Annotated in this window: 13 protein-coding genes; 4 read left to right on the top strand and 9 right to left on the bottom strand. The window is 65.7% G+C overall.

Translation table 11 applies throughout. The annotated features are described in order from the left end of the window. Position 1: 1 nt before the first annotated feature. Together mnmH and AC56LH_RS07440 are read right to left on the bottom strand one after the other, a co-directional pair. Positions 2-1,063 carry a tRNA 2-selenouridine(34) synthase MnmH gene (gene mnmH / locus AC56LH_RS07435; RefSeq protein ID WP_499645287.1) on the bottom strand — a complete coding sequence of 354 codons (1,062 nt, stop codon included), beginning with the start codon at positions 1,061-1,063 and terminating at the stop codon, positions 2-4. Beyond that, a complete protein-coding gene (locus AC56LH_RS07440; protein ID WP_499578082.1) occupies positions 1,060-1,716 on the bottom strand; it encodes an arylesterase in 657 nt (218 codons plus the stop codon). Before AC56LH_RS07440 ends, mnmH begins: the two co-directional genes overlap by 4 nt. A gap of 49 nt (positions 1,717-1,765) precedes the next feature. Between AC56LH_RS07440 and AC56LH_RS07445 the strand changes: the two genes are divergently transcribed. After that, positions 1,766-2,443, top strand: coding sequence for an ABC transporter ATP-binding protein (locus tag AC56LH_RS07445; RefSeq protein ID WP_499581990.1), 678 nt, complete (start codon positions 1,766-1,768; stop codon positions 2,441-2,443). Here the strand turns inward: AC56LH_RS07445 and AC56LH_RS07450 are convergent, their stop codons facing one another. Beyond that, entirely contained in the window at positions 2,444-3,964 is a 1,521-nt protein-coding gene (locus tag AC56LH_RS07450; RefSeq protein WP_499645289.1) for an NAD(P)H-hydrate dehydratase, read from the bottom strand. It abuts the gene before it with no gap. Positions 3,965-4,073: 109 nt separating this feature from the next. Here AC56LH_RS07450 and AC56LH_RS07455 point away from each other — a divergent pair, with 109 nt between their 5' ends. Together AC56LH_RS07455 and AC56LH_RS07460 are read left to right on the top strand one after the other, a co-directional pair. Further along, a complete protein-coding gene (locus AC56LH_RS07455) occupies positions 4,074-7,673 on the top strand; it encodes a hydantoinase B/oxoprolinase family protein (protein WP_499645291.1) in 3,600 nt (1,199 codons plus the stop codon). Positions 7,674-7,755: 82 nt separating this feature from the next. Continuing rightward, on the top strand, positions 7,756-8,223 hold the full coding sequence (locus AC56LH_RS07460; RefSeq protein ID WP_499645293.1) for an FKBP-type peptidyl-prolyl cis-trans isomerase: 468 nt from the start codon (positions 7,756-7,758) through the stop codon (positions 8,221-8,223). Here the strand turns inward: AC56LH_RS07460 and AC56LH_RS07465 are convergent. From AC56LH_RS07465 to AC56LH_RS07475, 3 genes are all read right to left on the bottom strand, one after another. Then, positions 8,220-9,200, bottom strand: coding sequence for a YdcF family protein (locus AC56LH_RS07465; RefSeq protein ID WP_499645295.1), 981 nt, complete (start codon positions 9,198-9,200; stop codon positions 8,220-8,222). The genes AC56LH_RS07460 and AC56LH_RS07465 overlap by 4 nt on opposite strands. 81 nt (positions 9,201-9,281) lie before the next feature. Then, on the bottom strand, positions 9,282-9,521 hold the full coding sequence (locus tag AC56LH_RS07470) for a hypothetical protein (RefSeq protein WP_499645297.1): 240 nt from the start codon (positions 9,519-9,521) through the stop codon (positions 9,282-9,284). Positions 9,522-9,565: 44 nt separating this feature from the next. Beyond that, a complete protein-coding gene (locus AC56LH_RS07475; protein ID WP_499645298.1) occupies positions 9,566-11,197 on the bottom strand; it encodes a response regulator in 1,632 nt (543 codons plus the stop codon). A gap of 225 nt (positions 11,198-11,422) precedes the next feature. Here AC56LH_RS07475 and purL point away from each other — a divergent pair, with 225 nt between their 5' ends. Beyond that, entirely contained in the window at positions 11,423-15,454 is a 4,032-nt protein-coding gene (gene purL / locus AC56LH_RS07480) for a phosphoribosylformylglycinamidine synthase (protein ID WP_499645300.1), read from the top strand. Positions 15,455-15,840: 386 nt separating this feature from the next. Here the strand turns inward: purL and AC56LH_RS07485 are convergent, their stop codons facing one another. From AC56LH_RS07485 to AC56LH_RS07495, 3 genes are all read right to left on the bottom strand, one after another. Further along, positions 15,841-16,266, bottom strand: coding sequence for a GNAT family N-acetyltransferase (locus tag AC56LH_RS07485; RefSeq protein WP_499645302.1), 426 nt, complete (start codon positions 16,264-16,266; stop codon positions 15,841-15,843). A 69-nt stretch (positions 16,267-16,335) separates the two neighbouring features. Further along, entirely contained in the window at positions 16,336-17,112 is a 777-nt protein-coding gene (locus AC56LH_RS07490) for a peptidylprolyl isomerase (protein WP_183552185.1), read from the bottom strand. Positions 17,113-17,196: 84 nt separating this feature from the next. Continuing rightward, entirely contained in the window at positions 17,197-17,976 is a 780-nt protein-coding gene (locus AC56LH_RS07495; RefSeq protein ID WP_499645304.1) for a peptidylprolyl isomerase, read from the bottom strand. Positions 17,977-18,063 lie beyond the last annotated feature (87 nt).

An 18,063-nucleotide genomic window follows, 5' to 3' on the forward strand; every position in this document is an offset into this window, starting at 1 on the left:
CTCAGGCTGGCGCGTCGTGCAGACGCCGCGCCGCTGCCAGAAAATCGCTGGTGCCGATATCGGCCAGTTCCACCACCTGCGCCTGCGGATACTGCACGAAGTTGCGGTCGATCGAGCGCATATAGGCCGGGTCGTAGTGCTGCACCAGCAGCTCGTCGACCAGCGCCGGCAGCGCGCCGCCTTGCGCCATCGCCTGCCAGTCAGCGATCTTGGCGCGGCCATGTACCAGCGTCAGGTGCGTCAGCTGATCGGCCAGCACCGACGGATCGGCGCAGAAGTGCCGGTAGTCTTCCATCAGCAGGCGCACGCGCGCAGGGCGCGCCAGTTGCAGGTCGATGCAGGGCGCGGCGCGCATGCGCGTCATCACCGCGTCGGGCACGCGCAGGTTGCCGACCTTCTTGCTTTCGGCCTCGACGAACACGGGGCGGGTCAGGTCGAAGCTGCGCAGCCTGGTCAGCACCAGCGTCTCGAACATCTTCTGGCTTGGCTGTGGTTCGTTCGGCAAGTGGCCCAGCACCGAGCCGCGGTGGGCGGCAAGCTGCTCCAGGTCGAGCACCTGCGCGCCGATGCCGTCGAGCGTTTCGAGCAGGCGGCTCTTGCCGCTGCCGGTGGGGCCGCAGACGACGCGGAAATCGACGGCAGGTGGCTCGGCCAGCGCAGCGCTGACCCAGGCGCGATAATTCTTGTAGCCGCCTTCGAGCTGCGCCACCGGCCAGCCGATACGCGCCATGATCAGCGCCATCGCGCCGCTGCGGTTGCCGCCGCGCCAGCAATACACGAGCGGGCGCCAGTCGCGCGGCTTGTCGTGAAACAGCGTGTCGATGTGGTGCGCGATATTGCGCGCGATGATCGGCGCGCCGGCCTTCTTGGCGTCGAATGCGCTGGTCTGCTTGTACAGCGTGCCGACCAGAATGCGTTCGTCGTTGTTCAGCACCGGGCAGTTGATCGCGCCGGGAATATGGTCGAGTGCGAATTCGGCTTCGCTGCGCACGTCGATGATCGCGTCGAATTCACCGAGGCGCGGGAGCAGGGCGTCGAACCCTGCGACTTCCGGGTACTTCATGGCTGCTTCACCATTTTCTCGAACGTCGGCCAGATATTGTTCAGGATGATCGGATGCGCCTGCGCGGTCGGATGCAGGCGGTCTTGCTGGAACAGGGCCGGCTTGTCGGCCACGCCCTCGAGCATGAACGGCACCAGCGGCGACTTCGTCGATGTCGCCACGGTCTTGAACATGCCGAAGAAGCGCTCGGTGTAGGCGCGCCCGTAATTCGGCGGCATGCGCATGCCCACCAGCAGCACGCGTGCTTTCTGCGCCTGCGCTGCGGCGATCATCGCGCGCAGGTTCGCTTCGGCCGACGGCACGGGCAGGCCGCGCAGGCCGTCGTTGGCGCCCAGTTCGATCACGACCAGGTCCGGCTTGTGCTGGCCCAGCAGCGCGGGCAGGCGCGCCTTGCCGCCGCTGGTAGTCTCGCCGCTGATGCTGGCGTTGACGACCTTCGCGTCGATTTTTTCGCTCTTCATTTTTTGTTCGAGCAGTGCCACCCAGCCGGCGCCACGGGCAATGCCGTATTCGGCCGACAGGCTGTCGCCCACCACGAGGACGGTTTTTGGTGCAGAATAAGCGTTCGCCGTCGCTGCCAGGGACAGACTCAACCCCAGTGCAGCGCCGACAATTAATTTACCGAGAACTGCGTTCTTAAGAAAAGCAAGCATGCGTGATCATCCCGAGGCATTCAAAAATGACGTCACTGACGTCGATGTAATGACAGGCCGGCCGCCCGCAATTGAAGTCAGCGGCTTGTCGAAGAAGGTCGCAGACGCCAGCGGCGAGCTGACCATCCTGCAAGAGATTGATTTTACCGTGCAACCGGCAGAGACGCTCGCGCTCGTCGGCGCTTCCGGCTCGGGCAAGTCGACGCTGCTTGGCCTGCTGGCAGGCCTGGACACGCCATCGTCCGGCACCGTGCGCCTGGATGGCACCGATATCTTTGCACTCGATGAAGACGGCCGCGCGGCGTTTCGCAAGGCCAAGCTGGGTTTCGTGTTCCAGTCGTTCCAGCTGCTCACGCACCTGAACGCGCTGGAAAACGTGATGCTGCCACTTGAATTGCGGGGCGAATCCGGTGCACGCGAGAAGGCGGCTGACATGCTGGGCCGCGTTGGCCTGGGCAGCCGCCTGAAGCACTATCCCAAGTTCCTGTCGGGCGGCGAGCAGCAGCGTGTTGCGCTGGCGCGTGCTTTTGTCACGCAGCCGCCGCTGCTGTTTGCCGACGAGCCCACCGGCAGCCTCGATGCTGCCACCGGCGAATCGATCATCGGGCTGATGTTCGAACTCAATCGCGAACGCGGCTCGACGCTGGTGCTGGTCACGCACGACCCGGGCATGGCGGCGCGTTGCGGCCGGACGATCACGATCGCCGCCGGCCGCCTCGTCGGCTGATTAATCAGCTGCCTGGGCTGCAGCGCGCACCTGCGCGTTCAGTACCTTGCGCACCGCCGCCGGCAGCTCGCCGGCGGTCATGCCGATCGGCCCCACGCCATCTTCGACCAGCGCGTCGGCCGCGGCGCCATGCAACCAGGCCGCCGCCGCTGCTGCTTCTTTACCCGGCCAGCCCTGCGCGAGCAGGGCGCCGCAGATCCCCGCCAGTACGTCGCCACTGCCCGCCGTGGCCAACCCTGCGTTGCCGGTAGGGTTGATCAGCGCCGCGCCATCCGGCGCGGCGATCACAGTGCCCGAGCCCTTGAGAATCACGACCGCATCCATGCGCTGCGCGAGTTCGCGCGCGCTGGCCAGGCGGTCAGCCTGCACCACCGACACTGTCATGCCGAGCATGCGCGCCGCTTCCAGCGGATGCGGCGTGAGCACGCTTGGGGCGCTCCGCTGCGCCAGGCGCGCCTGCAGGTCGGGACTGGCGCCGACCAGGTTCAGCGCATCGGCGTCGAGCACCAGCGGGCAGTCGCTGTCGAGCGCCTTGGCCACCAGCCGGATCGCGTCGACCGAGTCGCCCATGCCCGGCCCGAGCACCAGCGTACGGCCAAACAGATCCAGGTCGTCGGCCGCGCGGAACATGATTTCGGGCTGGCTGCTGTCGTAGCCGGGCGGCGTGTTCAGTGCCGCGACATACACGCGGCCCGCGCCCGCATACAGCGCGCCGCGCGCGGCCAGCACTGGTGCACCGGCCATGCCATGCGCGCCACCGATCACGGCGACGTCGCCAAAGCTGCCCTTGTGCGAGTTCTGGCGGCGCGCCGTGAAGCAGTGCGCGAAGGCCGGCAACCCGTTCATGGCTGCCGTCGTGGGCGTGGCTGCAGCATCCACGCCGAGCGTGTCCATGCGTACCGCACCTGCGTGATCGCGCCCGTCGGCCGTATGCAGGCCCGGCTTGTCGGCGATGAACGTGATCGTGTGGGTGGCGCGCACCGCGATACCGTCCGGGCCGATGACGGCGCCCGTGTCGGCATCCAGACCACTCGGCACGTCGAGTGCCAGGACCGGGCAGCGCAGGCTGTCGAGGCCCGCGACCACGTCGCGGTACTCGCCGCTGAGCGCGCGGGTCAGGCCGATCCCGAACAAGCCGTCGACGGCAAGCGCCCACTGGCCATCCGGCGGCAGCATGTCGAGCCAGCCCACGGTGCCGGAACGCGCGCGCTCGTAGGCCGCGGCGGTTTCGCTCGAGGCGTCGTCGTTGCCGTCGCCCGGCAAGTGCAGGACGGTCGCGTTGACGCCCGCTTCGGCCAGGTTGGCCGCTACCTCGAGTGCATCGCCGCCATTGTTGCCGGGGCCGGCCAGCACCAGCACTGCCGCGCCACGCAGGTCGCCGCCCGATTCGCCCAGCAGCTCGAGCGCATAGTCGGCGGCGGCCTTGCCGGCGCGGGTCATCAGGGTACCCGGCGCCAGCGTGCTGCTGGCCGCGTGTTCGATGGTGCGCAGCTGCGCGACGGTGTAGAGAGGGTTTGCCATGGTCGTTTGCGTGAATGAGAATGCCACCATTGTCGTGCATTCGCGCCAACGTTGGCGCGCTGTCCGCACTACAATGGCTGCCATCATCTGGTCAGCACAGGGAGTGAGTATGGATTGGCAGTTCTGGATCGACCGTGGCGGCACATTCACCGATATCGTGGGGCGCCGCCCGGATGGGCAACTCGTCACGCACAAGCTCCTGTCCGAGCACCCCGAGCAGTACCGCGATGCGGCGGTTGCGGGCATCCGTTACCTGCTGGGCGTCACCCCAAGCGCGCCGCTGCCGGCAGCCGGCATCGAGGCCGTCAAGATGGGCACGACCGTGGCCACCAATGCGCTGCTCGAGCGCAAGGGCGAGCCGACCGTGCTGGCCATCACGCGCGGCTACCGCGACGCGCTGCGCATCGCCTACCAGAACCGGCCACGCCTGTTCGACCGCCATATCGTGCTGCCCGAACTGCTGTATGCGCAGGTGATCGAGGTCGATGAACGCATCGGCGCGCATGGCGACATCGTGCAGGCGCTCGATGAAGCGGCCACCCAGGCCAGCCTGCAGGGAGCGTTCGACGCCGGCCTGCGCTCGCTGGCCATCGTCTTCATGCACGGTTACCGCTACACGGCGCACGAAGCGGCCGTGGCCCGCATCGCGCGTGCGATCGGCTTCACGCAGGTGTCGGTCTCGCATGAGGTGAGCCCGATGATGAAGCTCGTCGCGCGCGGCGACACGACGGTCGTCGACGCCTATCTGTCGCCGATCCTGCGCCGCTACGTCGACCAGGTGGCCGACGAACTGCCCGGCGTGAACCTGCAGTTCATGCAGTCCAACGGCGGCCTGACCGATGCACGCGCGTTTCAGGGCAAGGACAGCATCCTGTCCGGCCCTGCCGGCGGTATTGTCGGCATGGTGCGCGCGAGCCGGCAGGCCGGCTTCGAGCGCGTGATCGGCTTCGACATGGGCGGCACGTCCACCGACGTCTCGCACTTCGCGGGCGAGTTTGAACGCGTGTTCGAAACCCAGGTCGCCGGCGTGCGCATGCGCGCGCCGATGATGAGCATCCACACCGTGGCCGCTGGCGGCGGTTCGATCCTGCACTTCGATGGCAGCCGCTACCGCGTGGGGCCCGACAGCGCCGGCGCCAATCCCGGCCCGGCCAGCTACCGGCGCGGCGGCCCGCTCGCCGTCACTGACTGTAACGTCATGCTCGGCAAGGTGCAGGCCGATTATTTCCCGCGCCTGTTCGGCGCGCGTGGCGATGAAGCGCTGGACGTGGGCGCCGTGCGCCGCCGTTTCGATGCGCTGGCGGACGAGATCGGCGTGGCGACGGGTGAACGGCCTGCGCCGGAAGCCGTGGCCGAAGGCTTCATCGCGATCGCGGTGGGCAATATGGCCAATGCGATCAAGCAGATCTCGGTGCAGCGAGGCCACGACGTCACCGACTACGTGCTCACCAGTTTCGGTGGCGCCGGTGGCCAGCATGCATGCCTCGTGGCCGACGCCCTTGGCATGCAGACGGTGTTCATCCATTCGCTGGCCGGCGTGCTGTCGGCCTACGGCATGGGGCTGGCCGACCAGAGCGCGATGCGCGAGCAGGCCGTCGAAGAGCGGCTGGTCGATGCGGTACTGCCGGTGCTGGCCGAACGCCTCGGCGTGCTGGGCGAGGCGGCGCGCGCGCAGTTGCTGGCGCAAGGCGTGGCGCCCGAGCGCATCACGCTCGTCGAACGCGTGCACTTGCGCTACGAAGGCACCGACTCGGCGCTCGTCGTGCTCGCGGGCGACATGACGGCGATGACGGCGCAGTTCGAACAAGCCTACAAACGCCGCTACTCGTTCCTGATGCCGGCGCGCGCGCTGATCGTCGAAGCGGTGTCGGTCGAGGCCATCGGCCAGTCCGATGCGCCGCCGGAGCACGTGGTGGCAACGACCACGCCTGGCGCCGAAGCGGCCCCGCAGGACAGCGTGCGCATGTACAGCGCGGGCCGCTGGCATGATACCGGTGTCTACGCGCGCGGTGCGCTGCAGCCGGGGCACGCGGTGTGCGGCCCGGCGATCATCGCCGAAGAGAACGCGACCACGGTCGTCGAGCCGGGCTGGGAAGCGCGCGTGACGCCGTACGGCCACCTGGTGCTGCAGCGCGTTCAAGCGCTGCCCGAACGCCGCGCGATCGGCACCACGGCCGATCCGGTGATGCTCGAAATCTTCAACAACCTGTTCATGTCGATTGCCGAGCAGATGGGCCTGCGCCTGCAGAACACGGCCCACTCGGTCAACATCAAGGAACGGCTGGACTTCAGCTGCGCGATCTTCGACCAGGACGGCAATCTGGTGGCCAACGCGCCGCACATGCCGGTGCACCTGGGCTCGATGGGCGAGAGCATCAAGACCGTGATGCGCGAGAACGCAGGCCGCATGCACGCGGGCGACGTGTACATCCTGAACGACCCATACAACGGCGGCACGCACCTGCCCGACGTGACGGTGATCTCGCCCGTGTTCGACGAAGCCGGCGCCGAGATCCTGTTCTACGTCGGCTCGCGCGGCCACCACGCCGACATCGGCGGCACCACGCCCGGCTCGATGCCGCCCGACTCGAGCCACATCGAGCAGGAGGGCGTCCTGATCAACAACTTCAAGTTGATCGACGGGCAGGATGGCGTGCTGCGCGAAGAAGCACTGCGCTCCTTGCTGCTGGGCGCGCGCTACCCGGCGCGCAATCCCGACCAGAACCTGGCCGACCTGCGCGCGCAGGTGGCCGCGAACCAGAAAGGCGTCGAAGAGCTGCACAAGATGGTCGCGCACTTCGGTCTGGACGTGGTGCGCGCCTACATGGGCCATGTGCAGGACAACGCCGAAGAGGCGGTGCGACGCGTGATCTCGGCGCTCAAGGATGGCAGCTTCCACTACCAGCTCGATAACGGCGCGCACATCGACGTTGCGATCCGCGTGGACGCTGCGGCGCGCAGTGCCCAGATCGACTTCACCGGCACCTCGGGCCAGCTGCCAAACAACTTCAATGCGCCGTCGGCCGTGTGCATGGCGGCCGTGCTGTACGTGTTCCGCACGCTGGTCGACGATGAGATTCCGCTGAACGCCGGGTGTCTGAAACCACTGGAGGTGATCATTCCGCCCGGCTCGATGCTCAATCCGCATTATCCGGCGTCGGTCGTGTCGGGCAATGTCGAGACCTCGACCTGCATCACCAATGCGCTGTATGGCGCGCTGGGCGTGATGGCGGCGGCGCAGGGCACGATGAACAACTTCACGTTCGGCAATGACCGCTACCAGTATTACGAGACCATCTCGGGTGGCTCCGGCGCGGGCGAGGGCTTCGATGGCACCGACGTGGTCCAGACCAATATGACCAACTCGCGCCTGACCGATCCCGAGATCCTGGAGTTCCGCTTTCCCGTGCGGCTTGAGCGTTATGAAATTCGACCGAATTCGGGCGGGGCGGGGCGCTGGCATGGCGGCAACGGCGGCGTGCGCCGCGTGCGCTTTTTAGTGCCGATGACGGCGGCGATCCTGTCGAACAACCGGATTCACGCGCCGTTCGGCATGGCCGGTGGCGGAGAAGCCGGGCGTGGCCGTAACAGTGTCGAGCGCGCCGACGGACGTATCGAGCAGGTGGGGCATATCGGCAAGATCGACATGGCCGCGGGCGACGTGTTCGTCATCGAGACGCCGGGCGGCGGCGGTTACGGCAATCCATAGCACAGGGCAGCATATTGTGGCCCGCCCGCGCGCCCTGTATGCTGCACCAGCATCGATTTTTAACACTACTACGAGAGATACCATGAAACGCGTACTGACCTGCTCCGCCCTGGTGGCGGCAATGCTGCTGACGGTAACCGCCTGCAAGCGCGCCGAAGCCCCGGCCACGCCGGCTGCCGAAACCAGCAGCGCGACCACTACCGCCCCAGCCGTCGCTTCGCAACAGATCGACACCGTGGTCGGCACCGGCAAGGAAGCCACGTCCGGCGCGACCGCCGTCGTTAACTACACCGGCTGGCTGTACGAGCCGGCAGCGCCGCAGCAGCGTGGCAAGGAGTTCGATTCGTCGATCGGCCGTGAGCCGTTCAGCTTCCAGGTTGGCGCCGGCCAGGTCATCAAGGGTTGGGATGTCGGCGTGCAGGGCATGAAAGTGGGCGGCAAGCGCACGCTGATCGTGCCAGCCGACATGGGTTATGGCGCCGGCGGCGCAGGCCCGATTCCCCCGAACGCCACGCTGGTGTTCGAGGTCGAGCTGCTCGACGTGCGTTAATTCGCGACCGGCGCTGGCGCTGGCGCCGGCGCGGTTGCCGGGGCCTTTGCTGGCGCTGGTGCTGACGCTGGTGCTGGCGAAGGTGCCGCTGCCGGTGCCGGTTTCAAAGCAGGCGCCAATACCGGCGTCAATGCCGGGGGCAGCGCTGCGCGGCGAGGTGTTGTCGCCACCGGGTCCTGTTTCGCCCCCGGCGCTTCACGATCGCGGATCCGGTACCACGCAAGGCCCAGCAACTCATAGGTTGCATACCACGAGCGCCGCATGCCTTCTGCGCTTGGCAGCCAGGCATCGAAACCATAGTTGGGGTTGTAGACGAACATGGTCGGCGCCTCGACCACCTCCAGGCCTTCACGCTCGAACACATTGCGCGCGCGGTGCATGTGCATCGCATCGGTCACGAGCAGGATCCGTTTCACGCCGGCTTTACGCAGCAGCAGATTGCTGTAGATCGCATTCTCGCCCGTATCGCGCGAGCGCCGTTCGATCCATTTGACCGGCACACCGAAATCTTCGCGCAGCGCCCTGGCCATCGCGTCGGCCTTGGTGTACCCCATGTCGATGGTGGCCGGATCGACACCGCTGCCGCCATTGCCGCCGGTGACCAGAATCGGCAGGCCGGTGCGCCGCTGCAGGTGCGCCCCATAGCGTAGCCGCGCAAGGGCCGTGTGGTCGGGAATGTCGCGGTTGTCGTATTCACCGGCACTGCGTAACCGGCCTGCCGCCAGCACGACGATGGCCTCGGCGCCGGCGTTCTCGGGCCGCGCAAGCGGCTTGGTCAGCTCTTCCAGCGGCCGGACCAGAAAGCTCGATCCGGCATTGCTCGACATGAGTGTCAGCAAGGCCAGACCGGTACCGGCAACGATGCGCCCGGCCTTTGGACGGAAACGCCACAGCACCAGACCCAGCGCGATGATCAGGTACAGGCTGGTGGGAGGCAGGAAAAGATTACGGGGAAGGGCGTTGATTAGGTCGAGCAAAATGAAAGGCGATCGGGCCGCTGTAGTAAGAATGACAGCGACAGTAGACCGTAACTTGTGCAGTGCGTCAAGTTGACGGCCCTAGATGCGGTAGCCGGTATTGAGCACGTACAGCTCGAGAGGCAAGGCCACAATGGCCAGCAGCATGGGCAGCAGCCACGCGAATTTCTGCATGCGGCCCATGCGCGGATGCTGTAGCCGGCGCGTGCGGTAGGCCCGATAACCGGCATAGGCGGCCAGTGGCGGGAAGATGAAGATCGGGATGGCGAGCCAGAAGGTCAGCGCCGACAGCAGCGTCAGAACGGGGGAGAGCAGTGCCATGGCGATTGGTCGCGCTGTTGGTCGCTCTGTTGGTCGTGATTTGTTCAAGCGGCCGCAATCCCGTACTTGCGCCGCGCCGCCTGGTATTCCTCGGTGAGCGTGGCCAGCCGCGGATGCTGCGCGTCCTGCGCCCGGATGCCGTCCAGCAGACCGGCGGCGGTCTGGCCCAGCGGATGGTCCCACCCCAGTTCGTTGATCTGGCGAAGGATGCCCCCGGCGGTGGCCACCATTACCTGCAGGTTGCGCGGCGCCAGGTGCAGCGCTTCGCGCAGCGTCTGGACTGCGCCGCGCACGTCGCCCATATTGCGTTTTTCGTCGGCTACGCCCAGCAGGATCTGCGCCTGCGCCTTGAGCTGCTGGCCCATGTTCTCGAGCAGGTCGGCGCGCCCGGCGTCGACGAACACCGTCATCGCCTGCTCGGGCGAGACGCCGCTGTCTGCGTCGTTTACGACCGTCAGCATCACGCTGGCCGCCTGTTCGTCGAGCCGGTGCGCCAGGCATGCGCGCGCCAGTTCCAGTTTGAGGCTAGGGGACAGCGCGTCGTTGGCGCGCACCGCCGACACGGCAGTCTGCAGTCCGGCCACCGCCGCGCCGCCGTTGCCGGTCTTGTCGTACAGGAGCGCGTTGGCATAGGCGTGGCAGGCATCGTAGCCCGGCGTGGCGCGCAGCGAGCGTTCGAGATCGCGGATCACGCCCGTGGCCTGCAGCAGGTCGCCGCGCGCCACCAGCGTCTTGACCAGGCTGACGTGGTCTTCGGGATCGCGAAACGCCGAGTAGCGCGCTTTGCCCACGACTTGGCGGAACGACGTCTCGGCCACGGCCATGTCGCCCGTGGTCAGTGCGAGCTCGCCCAGTTTGCGCAGGCGCCCCACGACGTGCGGCGAGATGGCGACCGCATCGGCCAGCACGCGCTGGGCCAGCGCCGGCTCGCCGTCCGCCTCGAGGCAGCGCGCGAGCAGGTCGTAGCCGGCCATCAGGCGCGGGTTGGTTGCCAGCAGTTCTTCGAGGATCGCGCGCGCGTCGTCCGGTTGACCCAGCGCGAGCAGCGTGCGCGCCAGGCCCAGGGCCGCCCAGCCGACCGGGCGTTCGGCCAGCACGTCGCGGTAGACGGCGGCGGCCTCTGAATGTTCGCCCAGCGTCGTGTGCAACTCGGCGCGCACGCGTGCGAGGTCGGCCGCGAAGCGCGGCTGCGCCCGGGCGCCGTTGGCGCACGCAAGGATCGCCCCGCGCAGCCTGCCTTGCGCCGCCAGTTGCCAGGCCGGGAGCAGGGCGCTGCGCCGATCGAGCGCGCGCTTGATGCGCGTGCTGATCAACTCCACCGTGAACGGTTTCAGGAGGTAGTCGGTGGGCGCCAGTTCGGCGGCGCTGACGACCTTGTCGCGCTCGGCCTCGGACGTGAGCATGATGAAGATGGTCGACGGCGTAATCAGGCGATGCTGGCGCAGGTCTTCCAGCAGTTGCTGGCCGTCCTGGCCTTCGCCGGTGCCACTGGCCAGGTCGTACTCGCACAGGATGATGTCGAACGCACGCTGCTGCAGCTGGCGGATCGCCGTGCCGGCATTGACCGCGTGTTCGATCTTCGTGATGCCGGCCAGGCCCAGCATGTTTTGCAGGCTGGTGCGCATGCCCGGATTGGGATCGACCACCAGCACCGCCAGGTTCGCGTTTTCTTGCATCGTCGCTCTCGTCTGCTCTGGCCGCGTACGCCGGACGGCGCACATCGCAAGATTGTTCAACGTTAAGATACCGGCAAGTGCCGAAACGATCAAGGAAACCGGTACGCTGCGTGCGCGAGGTGCCAGCCGGTCGTCGATGGCGGCCCGGCCAGAGGGGTGAGGCTGTATAATACCGGCCTATCTTCCACCCTAGCAGCGACGCTGCATCAACCGACTGTCCAAGCCATGTTGATTCTGCCGGGTTCCAATGCCCTGTCCGCCTTCCGTAGCCAACGCCTCCTGAGCCAACTGCAAGCTGTCGCCCCGTCGATCGCCGCCGTCCAGGGCCGTTTCTACCATTTCATCGACACCAGCGCGCCACTGTCCATCGACGATACGTCGCGCCTGTCGGCCATGCTCACCTATGGCGAACCTGCGCCGGAGACCCTGTACGACGGCGTGACCGAAGCATTCTTCGTCATCCCGCGCCTTGGCACCATTTCACCGTGGGCCTCGAAAGCAACCGACATCGCGCGCAACTGCGGCATGGGCCATGTGCACCGCATCGAGCGCGGCATCGGCTACACCGTGGTGCTCAAGACTGGCATCCTTGGCAGCAGTTTCGGCGCGCCCAAAAAACTGGCGGCCGACGAGCTGCAGGCGGTCATCGGCCTGCTGCACGACCGCATGACCGATACCGTCCTGCGCAACGCCGACGACGCGCAGCACCTGTTCAATGAACTCGAGGGCAAGCAGCTCGAGAGCATCGATGTGCTGGGTCTTGGCCGCGCCGCACTGGTGCGCGCCAACACCGAACTCGGTCTGGCGATGTCGGACGACGAGGTGGACTACCTGAACGACGCCTTCACGAAGGCGCAGCGCAACCCGACCGACGTCGAGCTGATGATGTTCGCCCAGGCGAACTCGGAGCACTGCCGCCACAAGATCTTCAATGCCGACTGGGTCATCGACGGCGAGAAGCAGAGCATCTCGCTGTTCGGCATGATCAAGAACACGCACCAGCTGAACCCGCGCGGCACGGTCGTCGCCTACAGCGACAACTCCTCGATCATCGAAGGCGCCACCGTGACCCGGTTCTTCCCGCGCGACGGTGAAGAGTACGGCCCGTCGACGGAGCTCGTGCACACCCTGATGAAGGTCGAAACGCACAATCACCCGACCGCGATCTCGCCATTCCCGGGCGCCTCCACCGGCGCCGGCGGCGAAATCCGCGACGAAGGCGCAACGGGCCGCGGCGCGAAGCCGAAGGCGGGCCTGGCCGGCTTCACGGTGTCGAACCTGGTGATCCCGGATGCCGTGCGGCCGTGGGAAAACGCGTCGGACGTGACGAGCCAGATGCGCTCGGACGCGCTGTACGGCAAGCCGGAACGCATTGCCTCGCCACTGCAGATCATGATCGAAGGCCCGATCGGCGGCGCCGCATTCAGTAATGAATTCGGCCGGCCGGTCCTGGGCGGCTACTTCCGTACCTACGAACAGAACGTCGGCGCAGCCGGCGCGGTCTACGGCTACCATAAGCCGATCATGATCGCCGGGGGCATCGGCAGCATCTCGGACGCGCACACGCACAAGGACGAGATCCCGGTCGGCAGCCTGCTGATCCAGCTGGGCGGCCCTGGCATGCGCATCGGCATGGGCGGCAGCGCCGCGTCGTCGATGGCCACCGGCACCAATACGGCCGATCTGGACTTCGACTCGGTCCAGCGCGGCAATCCGGAGATGGAACGCCGCGCACAAGAAGTGATCAATGGCTGCTGGCAGCTGGGCGCGCACAATCCGATCATCTCGATCCATGACGTGGGCGCTGGCGGCTTGTCGAACGCCTTCCCGGAAATCGTCAATGATGCCAAGCGCGGCGCGATCTTCAATCTGCGCAAGGTGCCGCTCGAAGAAAGCGGCCTGGCGCCAAAAGAAATCTGGTCGAATGAATCGCAGGAGCGCTACGTGCTGGCGATCGCGCCCGAGAGCCTGGCGAAGTTCGCCGCGCTGTGCGAGCGCGAGCGCTGCCCGTTTGCCGTCGTCGGCACCGCGACCGAAGAGCGTCAGCTGCGCCTGCTCGACGAAGAACAAGCGGGCGGGCCGAATGCGTCGCCAGTCGACATGCCGATGGACGTCCTGCTCGGCAAGCCGCCGAAGATGACGCGCGACGTGCAGCACGTGCAGAACACGTTCCCGCCGGTGGACCTGACCGGAATCGAGCTAGTGGAAGCGGCGCGCCGCGTGCTGCAGAACCCCACCGTGGGCGACAAGTCTTTCCTGATCACGATCGGCGACCGCACGGTTGGCGGCATGACGGTGCGCGACCAGATGGTCGGCCCGTGGCAGGTGCCGGTGGCCGATTGCGCCGTCACGGCAATGGCCTACGACGGCTTCCTCGGCGAAGCGATGGCGATGGGCGAGCGTACGCCGCTGGCCGTCATCGACGCTGCCGCATCGGGCCGCATGGCCGTGGCCGAATCCATCATGAATATCGCGGCCGCCGCGATCGACGATATCTCGGATATCAAGCTGTCGGCCAACTGGATGGCGGCCTGTGGCCAGCCGGGCCAGGACGCCGCACTGTTCGACACCGTGAAAGCGGTCGGCATGGAACTGTGCCCGGCGCTGGGTGTGTCGATCCCGGTCGGCAAGGATTCGCTGTCGATGCGCACGACGTGGAGCGACGCTGGCGAATCGAAAGCCGTGATCTCGCCGGTGTCGCTGATCATCTCGGCGTTCGCACCGGTCGCCGATATCCGTCGCTCGCTCACGCCCCAGCTGCGTACGGACGCGGGCGAGACGGCGCTGATCCTGGTCGACCTGGGCCGCGGCAAGAACCGCCTGGGCGCGTCGATCCTGGCGCAAGTCACGCAGCAACTGGGTGACTCGGTGCCGGACGTCGATTCGCCGGACGACCTGAAAGCGCTGTTCGGCGCGATCCAGGCGCTGAACAAGGACGGCAAGCTGCTGGCCTACCACGACCGCTCGGACGGCGGCCTGTTCGCGACGCTGGCGGAGATGGCCTTTGCCGGGCGCACCGGCGTGTCGGTCAACCTCGACATCCTGACGATGGAGAGCGGGCACGGCGCCGACTGGGGCGATGCCAAGAACTGGACCGGCCAGGTGGCCGAGCGCCGCAACGAAATGACGCTGCGCGCGCTGTTCAGTGAAGAACTGGGCGCCGTATTCCAGGTGCGTGTGGACGACAAGACGGCCGTCATGAATGTGCTGCGCGAAGCGAATCTGGGCGCCTGCAGCCATATCATCGGCAAGCTCAATGACCGCGGTGCCATCGAATTCACGCGTGACGCGAAAGTCATTTACAACGAAAAGCGCAGCAGCCTGCACCGCCTGTGGAGCGAGACCAGCTGGCGCATCGCGCGCCTGCGCGACAATCCTGAGTGCGCGGACGCAGAATACGACCGCCTGCTGGACGAGCACGATATCGGCATGACGCCGAAGATCAGCTTCAACCTGGACGAGGATGTCGCTGCACCATTCATCGCGACCGGCAAGCGTCCGCGCGTGGCGATCCTGCGTGAGCAGGGCGTCAACTCGCACATCGAGACGGCCTGGGTCATGCACCAGGCGGGCTTCGCGGCCATCGACGTGCACATGAGCGACCTGATTGCCGGCCGCGCCAAGCTTGACGACTTCCATGGCGTGATCGCCGTGGGCGGCTTCTCGTACGGCGACGTGCTGGGCGCCGGCGAAGGCTGGGCCAAGACCATCCTGTTCAACCCGCAGCTGTCGGACCAGTTCGCCCGCTTCTTCGCGCGCCAGGATACCTTCGGCCTGGGCGTCTGCAACGGCTGCCAGATGATGAGCAACCTGAAGTCGATCATCCCGGGTGCGCAGGCATGGCCGAAGTTCACGCGCAACAAGTCGGAGCAGTTCGAAGCGCGCTTCGGCATGGTGGAAGTACTGGACTCGCCATCGATCTTCTTCCAGGGCATGGCCGGCACCCACGCGCCAATCGCCATCGCGCACGGCGAAGGCTTTGCCGACTTCTCGCTGACCGGCGACTACGACGCCTCGATCAAGGCGATGCGCTTTGTCGACAACCGTGGCCAGGCCACCGAAACGTACCCGTTCAACCCGAACGGCTCGCCGGGTGGTCTGACGTCGGTAACGACGGCCGATGGCCGCTTCACGGTCCTGATGCCGCACGCCGAGCGCGTCTTCCGCGCCTCGGTGCATTCGTGGGCGCCAGAATCCTGGGGCGACGAATCGCCATGGATGCGAATGTTCCGCAACGCGCGCAAGTGGGTTGGCTGATCGGCTGACGATGCAAAAAACGCCTCCTCGGAGGCGTTTTTTTCGTGCTGTAGTACAGCCGGGGTCACAGCCGGGGTCAGGTCTGACATTTGGACACGACCTCAGGCGTAGGGTGGACGGCTTCCCCGTCCACGTGTGCCTTACCACAACTGCATAGCTGGGGTCACATAGCTGGGGTCAGGTCTGACATTCGGACACGGTCTCAGCTTTAGTCGCTTCCAACGGTGTCTTGTCCAGCAGCGGCATGGTCCGGCGCCAGATTGCCTGCTGATCGATCGCCTAACTGTCGAGATCGTGTCCGAATGTCAGACCTGACCCCGGCTTTTGAAGTTTGGCGTGCCATGAATTCGGATCGATTTGAACGCGTGGGTGGCATAGCCGCCACCCTACGGGACGTCGAGGGCGAAGACGCTGTCGCTGGCGCTCGATGATGCAAGCCGCCATCCCAGGCGCGTATAGAATTGCGCGGCCCTGGTGTGCGTCCCTGTGCTGAGTGTTACCCTCGTGAACCCGAGCGAGAACAGCCAACCGGTCGCCCGTGCCAGTAACGCCTTGCCCAGCCCTTGACCCTCGAAACGCGGATCGACGAACAGCGCCCAGATTGACCCGTCGATCCGGTTGGCATAGCTGAACGCGACGATGTCGCCATCGACCAGCGCCACCCAGCCGCGTCCGTCTTTCTCCAGAAAATCGGCATACATCTGCGGCGTGATCCGTGTCGGGTCGCGCAGGACGTTTTCAGTTACCGCCAGGCGAATGCGGGTCATATGCGGAATATCGCCGCACGCCGCCTCGCGAAATACGGTACGCATAAGCACCAGCCTCCAAATGAAAAGAGCGCACCCTTGGATGCGCTCTTTGCGGTCAAGCCAGGCAGCGAATTACTGCACTTTGGCTTTCTTGACCAAGGTCTCGCGGTAGGCTGCCAGCTGACGCTGCTGCAGGCCTTCGGTGACTTGCTGCTTGACTTCTTCCAGCGCCGGCACCTTGGCTGCACGCACATCTTCCAGCTTGATGACGTGGTAACCGAACTGCGATTTCACAGGCGTTTCGGTGATGGCGCCTTTTTGCAGGGCGACCATGGCTTTCGAGAACTCAGGCACGTAGGTGGCCGCGCTGGCCCAGCCCAGGTCGCCGCCGTTCTGTGCGCTGCCGTCTTTCGACTGCTTGGCCAGTTCGTCGAACTTGCCGCCGGCTTTCAGCTTGGCGATGATGCCCTTGGCGTCGGCTTCGGAGTCGACCAGAATGTGACGCGCGTGGTATTCCTTGTCGCCGATCAGCGCTTTCTGCTTGTCGTACTCGGCTTTGACGTCGGCATCCTTGACCGGGTTCTTCTTGACGTAGTCCGCCAGCATCGCGTTGATGATGATGCTTTGACGGGCGTTGTCGATGGCCGACTTCACGTCGGCGCGGGCGCCGATGTTCTGCTTGTCGGCTTCCTGGATCAATACTTCACGGCTGATCAGGTCTTTCTTGATCGCTTCGCGCAGGTCAGGGGAGTCCGCAGCGCGGCCCTGGGCCACGACCTGCTTGACCAGCTGGTCGACCCGAGCTTGCGGGATTGCCTTGCCATTGACGGTAGCGGCGTTCTGCGCGAGGGCAGGCACGGCAACGACTGCAATCATGGCGAACAACAGGCTGGCTGGCTTCAAAATCATCGTTGAGATCCTATATAAACTCGAAAAGTATCGCCGCAGGCGACGAATGCCGGTGCGCTGTGTGCGCGCCGGCGACAATACATCTTACTGCACCTTTGCCTTCTTGACCATTTGCTCCTGGAAGTCGCGCAGCTTCTCTTGCGCGAGCGTCTCGGAGATCTGTGGCTTGACCTGGTCCATCGGTGGCAGCTTGGTGGCGCGGGTGTCGTCCAGCTTGATTACATGGTAACCGGCGTTGGTCTTGACCGGCACGTCGGTGATCGCACCCTTGGCGAGCTTGGTGAAGCCGGCCGAGAATTCTGGCGGCATCGTGTTCGGGGTGACCCAGTCCAGATCGCCGCCGGTGTTGGCAGTGCCGGTGTCCTTGGACGTCTTGGCGACGTCTTCGAACTTGGCGCCGCCCTTGATCTTGGCAATGGCAGCCTTGGCATCGGCTTCGGTGGTCATGAGGATGTGGCGGACGTGGTATTCCTTGTCGCCCGTTTCTGCCTTTACCTTGTCATAGGCGGCCTTGATCTCGGCATCGGTCACCGGGTTCTTGGCGATGTAGTCGCGCGCCAGTGCATTGACGACGATCGACTGACGGGCGCTGTCCATGGCTTCGCGCACTTCAGGCTTTTTGTCCCAGCCTTGCTTGACGGCTTCTTGCATCAGCACTTCGCGGGCGATCAGGTCGTTCTTGACGGCTTCGCGCAGCTGTGGCGTGTCCTGGCCCTGGTTCTGGGCAACGACCTGCTTGACGACGGCGTCGGCGCGTGCCGAAGGAATCGCCTTGCCGTTGACCACTGCGATGTTCTGGGCAAAGGCCGGGGCCGATGCGATGGCAACGAGGGCTAACAGCAGGCGAGCAGGCTTAAAGGTCATGTGTATTCCTGTGACGGGTTTTAACTGGACGAGAGAAGTTCAGGTGATGTACTTATCTGTTCGATTGTCGGGCAAATTTCTTAAAAC

The sequence above is a fragment of the Telluria sp. LT1R51-2 genome, assembly GCF_059685775.1.

Coding starts and splice junctions, on each gene's coding strand:
- mnmH (WP_499645287.1), bottom strand. CDS start 1,063: ATGAAGTACCCGGAAGTCGCAGGGTTCGACGCCCTGCTCCCGCGCCTC.
- AC56LH_RS07495 (WP_499645304.1), bottom strand. CDS start 17,976: ATGACCTTTAAGCCTGCTCGCCTGCTGTTAGCCCTCGTTGCCATCGCA.
- AC56LH_RS07470 (WP_499645297.1), bottom strand. CDS start 9,521: ATGGCACTGCTCTCCCCCGTTCTGACGCTGCTGTCGGCGCTGACCTTC.
- AC56LH_RS07490 (WP_183552185.1), bottom strand. CDS start 17,112: ATGATTTTGAAGCCAGCCAGCCTGTTGTTCGCCATGATTGCAGTCGTT.
- AC56LH_RS07460 (WP_499645293.1), top strand. CDS start 7,756: ATGAAACGCGTACTGACCTGCTCCGCCCTGGTGGCGGCAATGCTGCTG.
- AC56LH_RS07475 (WP_499645298.1), bottom strand. CDS start 11,197: ATGCAAGAAAACGCGAACCTGGCGGTGCTGGTGGTCGATCCCAATCCG.
- AC56LH_RS07485 (WP_499645302.1), bottom strand. CDS start 16,266: ATGCGTACCGTATTTCGCGAGGCGGCGTGCGGCGATATTCCGCATATG.
- AC56LH_RS07455 (WP_499645291.1), top strand. CDS start 4,074: ATGGATTGGCAGTTCTGGATCGACCGTGGCGGCACATTCACCGATATC.
- AC56LH_RS07450 (WP_499645289.1), bottom strand. CDS start 3,964: ATGGCAAACCCTCTCTACACCGTCGCGCAGCTGCGCACCATCGAACAC.
- purL (WP_499645300.1), top strand. CDS start 11,423: ATGTTGATTCTGCCGGGTTCCAATGCCCTGTCCGCCTTCCGTAGCCAA.
- AC56LH_RS07445 (WP_499581990.1), top strand. CDS start 1,766: ATGACAGGCCGGCCGCCCGCAATTGAAGTCAGCGGCTTGTCGAAGAAG.
- AC56LH_RS07440 (WP_499578082.1), bottom strand. CDS start 1,716: ATGCTTGCTTTTCTTAAGAACGCAGTTCTCGGTAAATTAATTGTCGGC.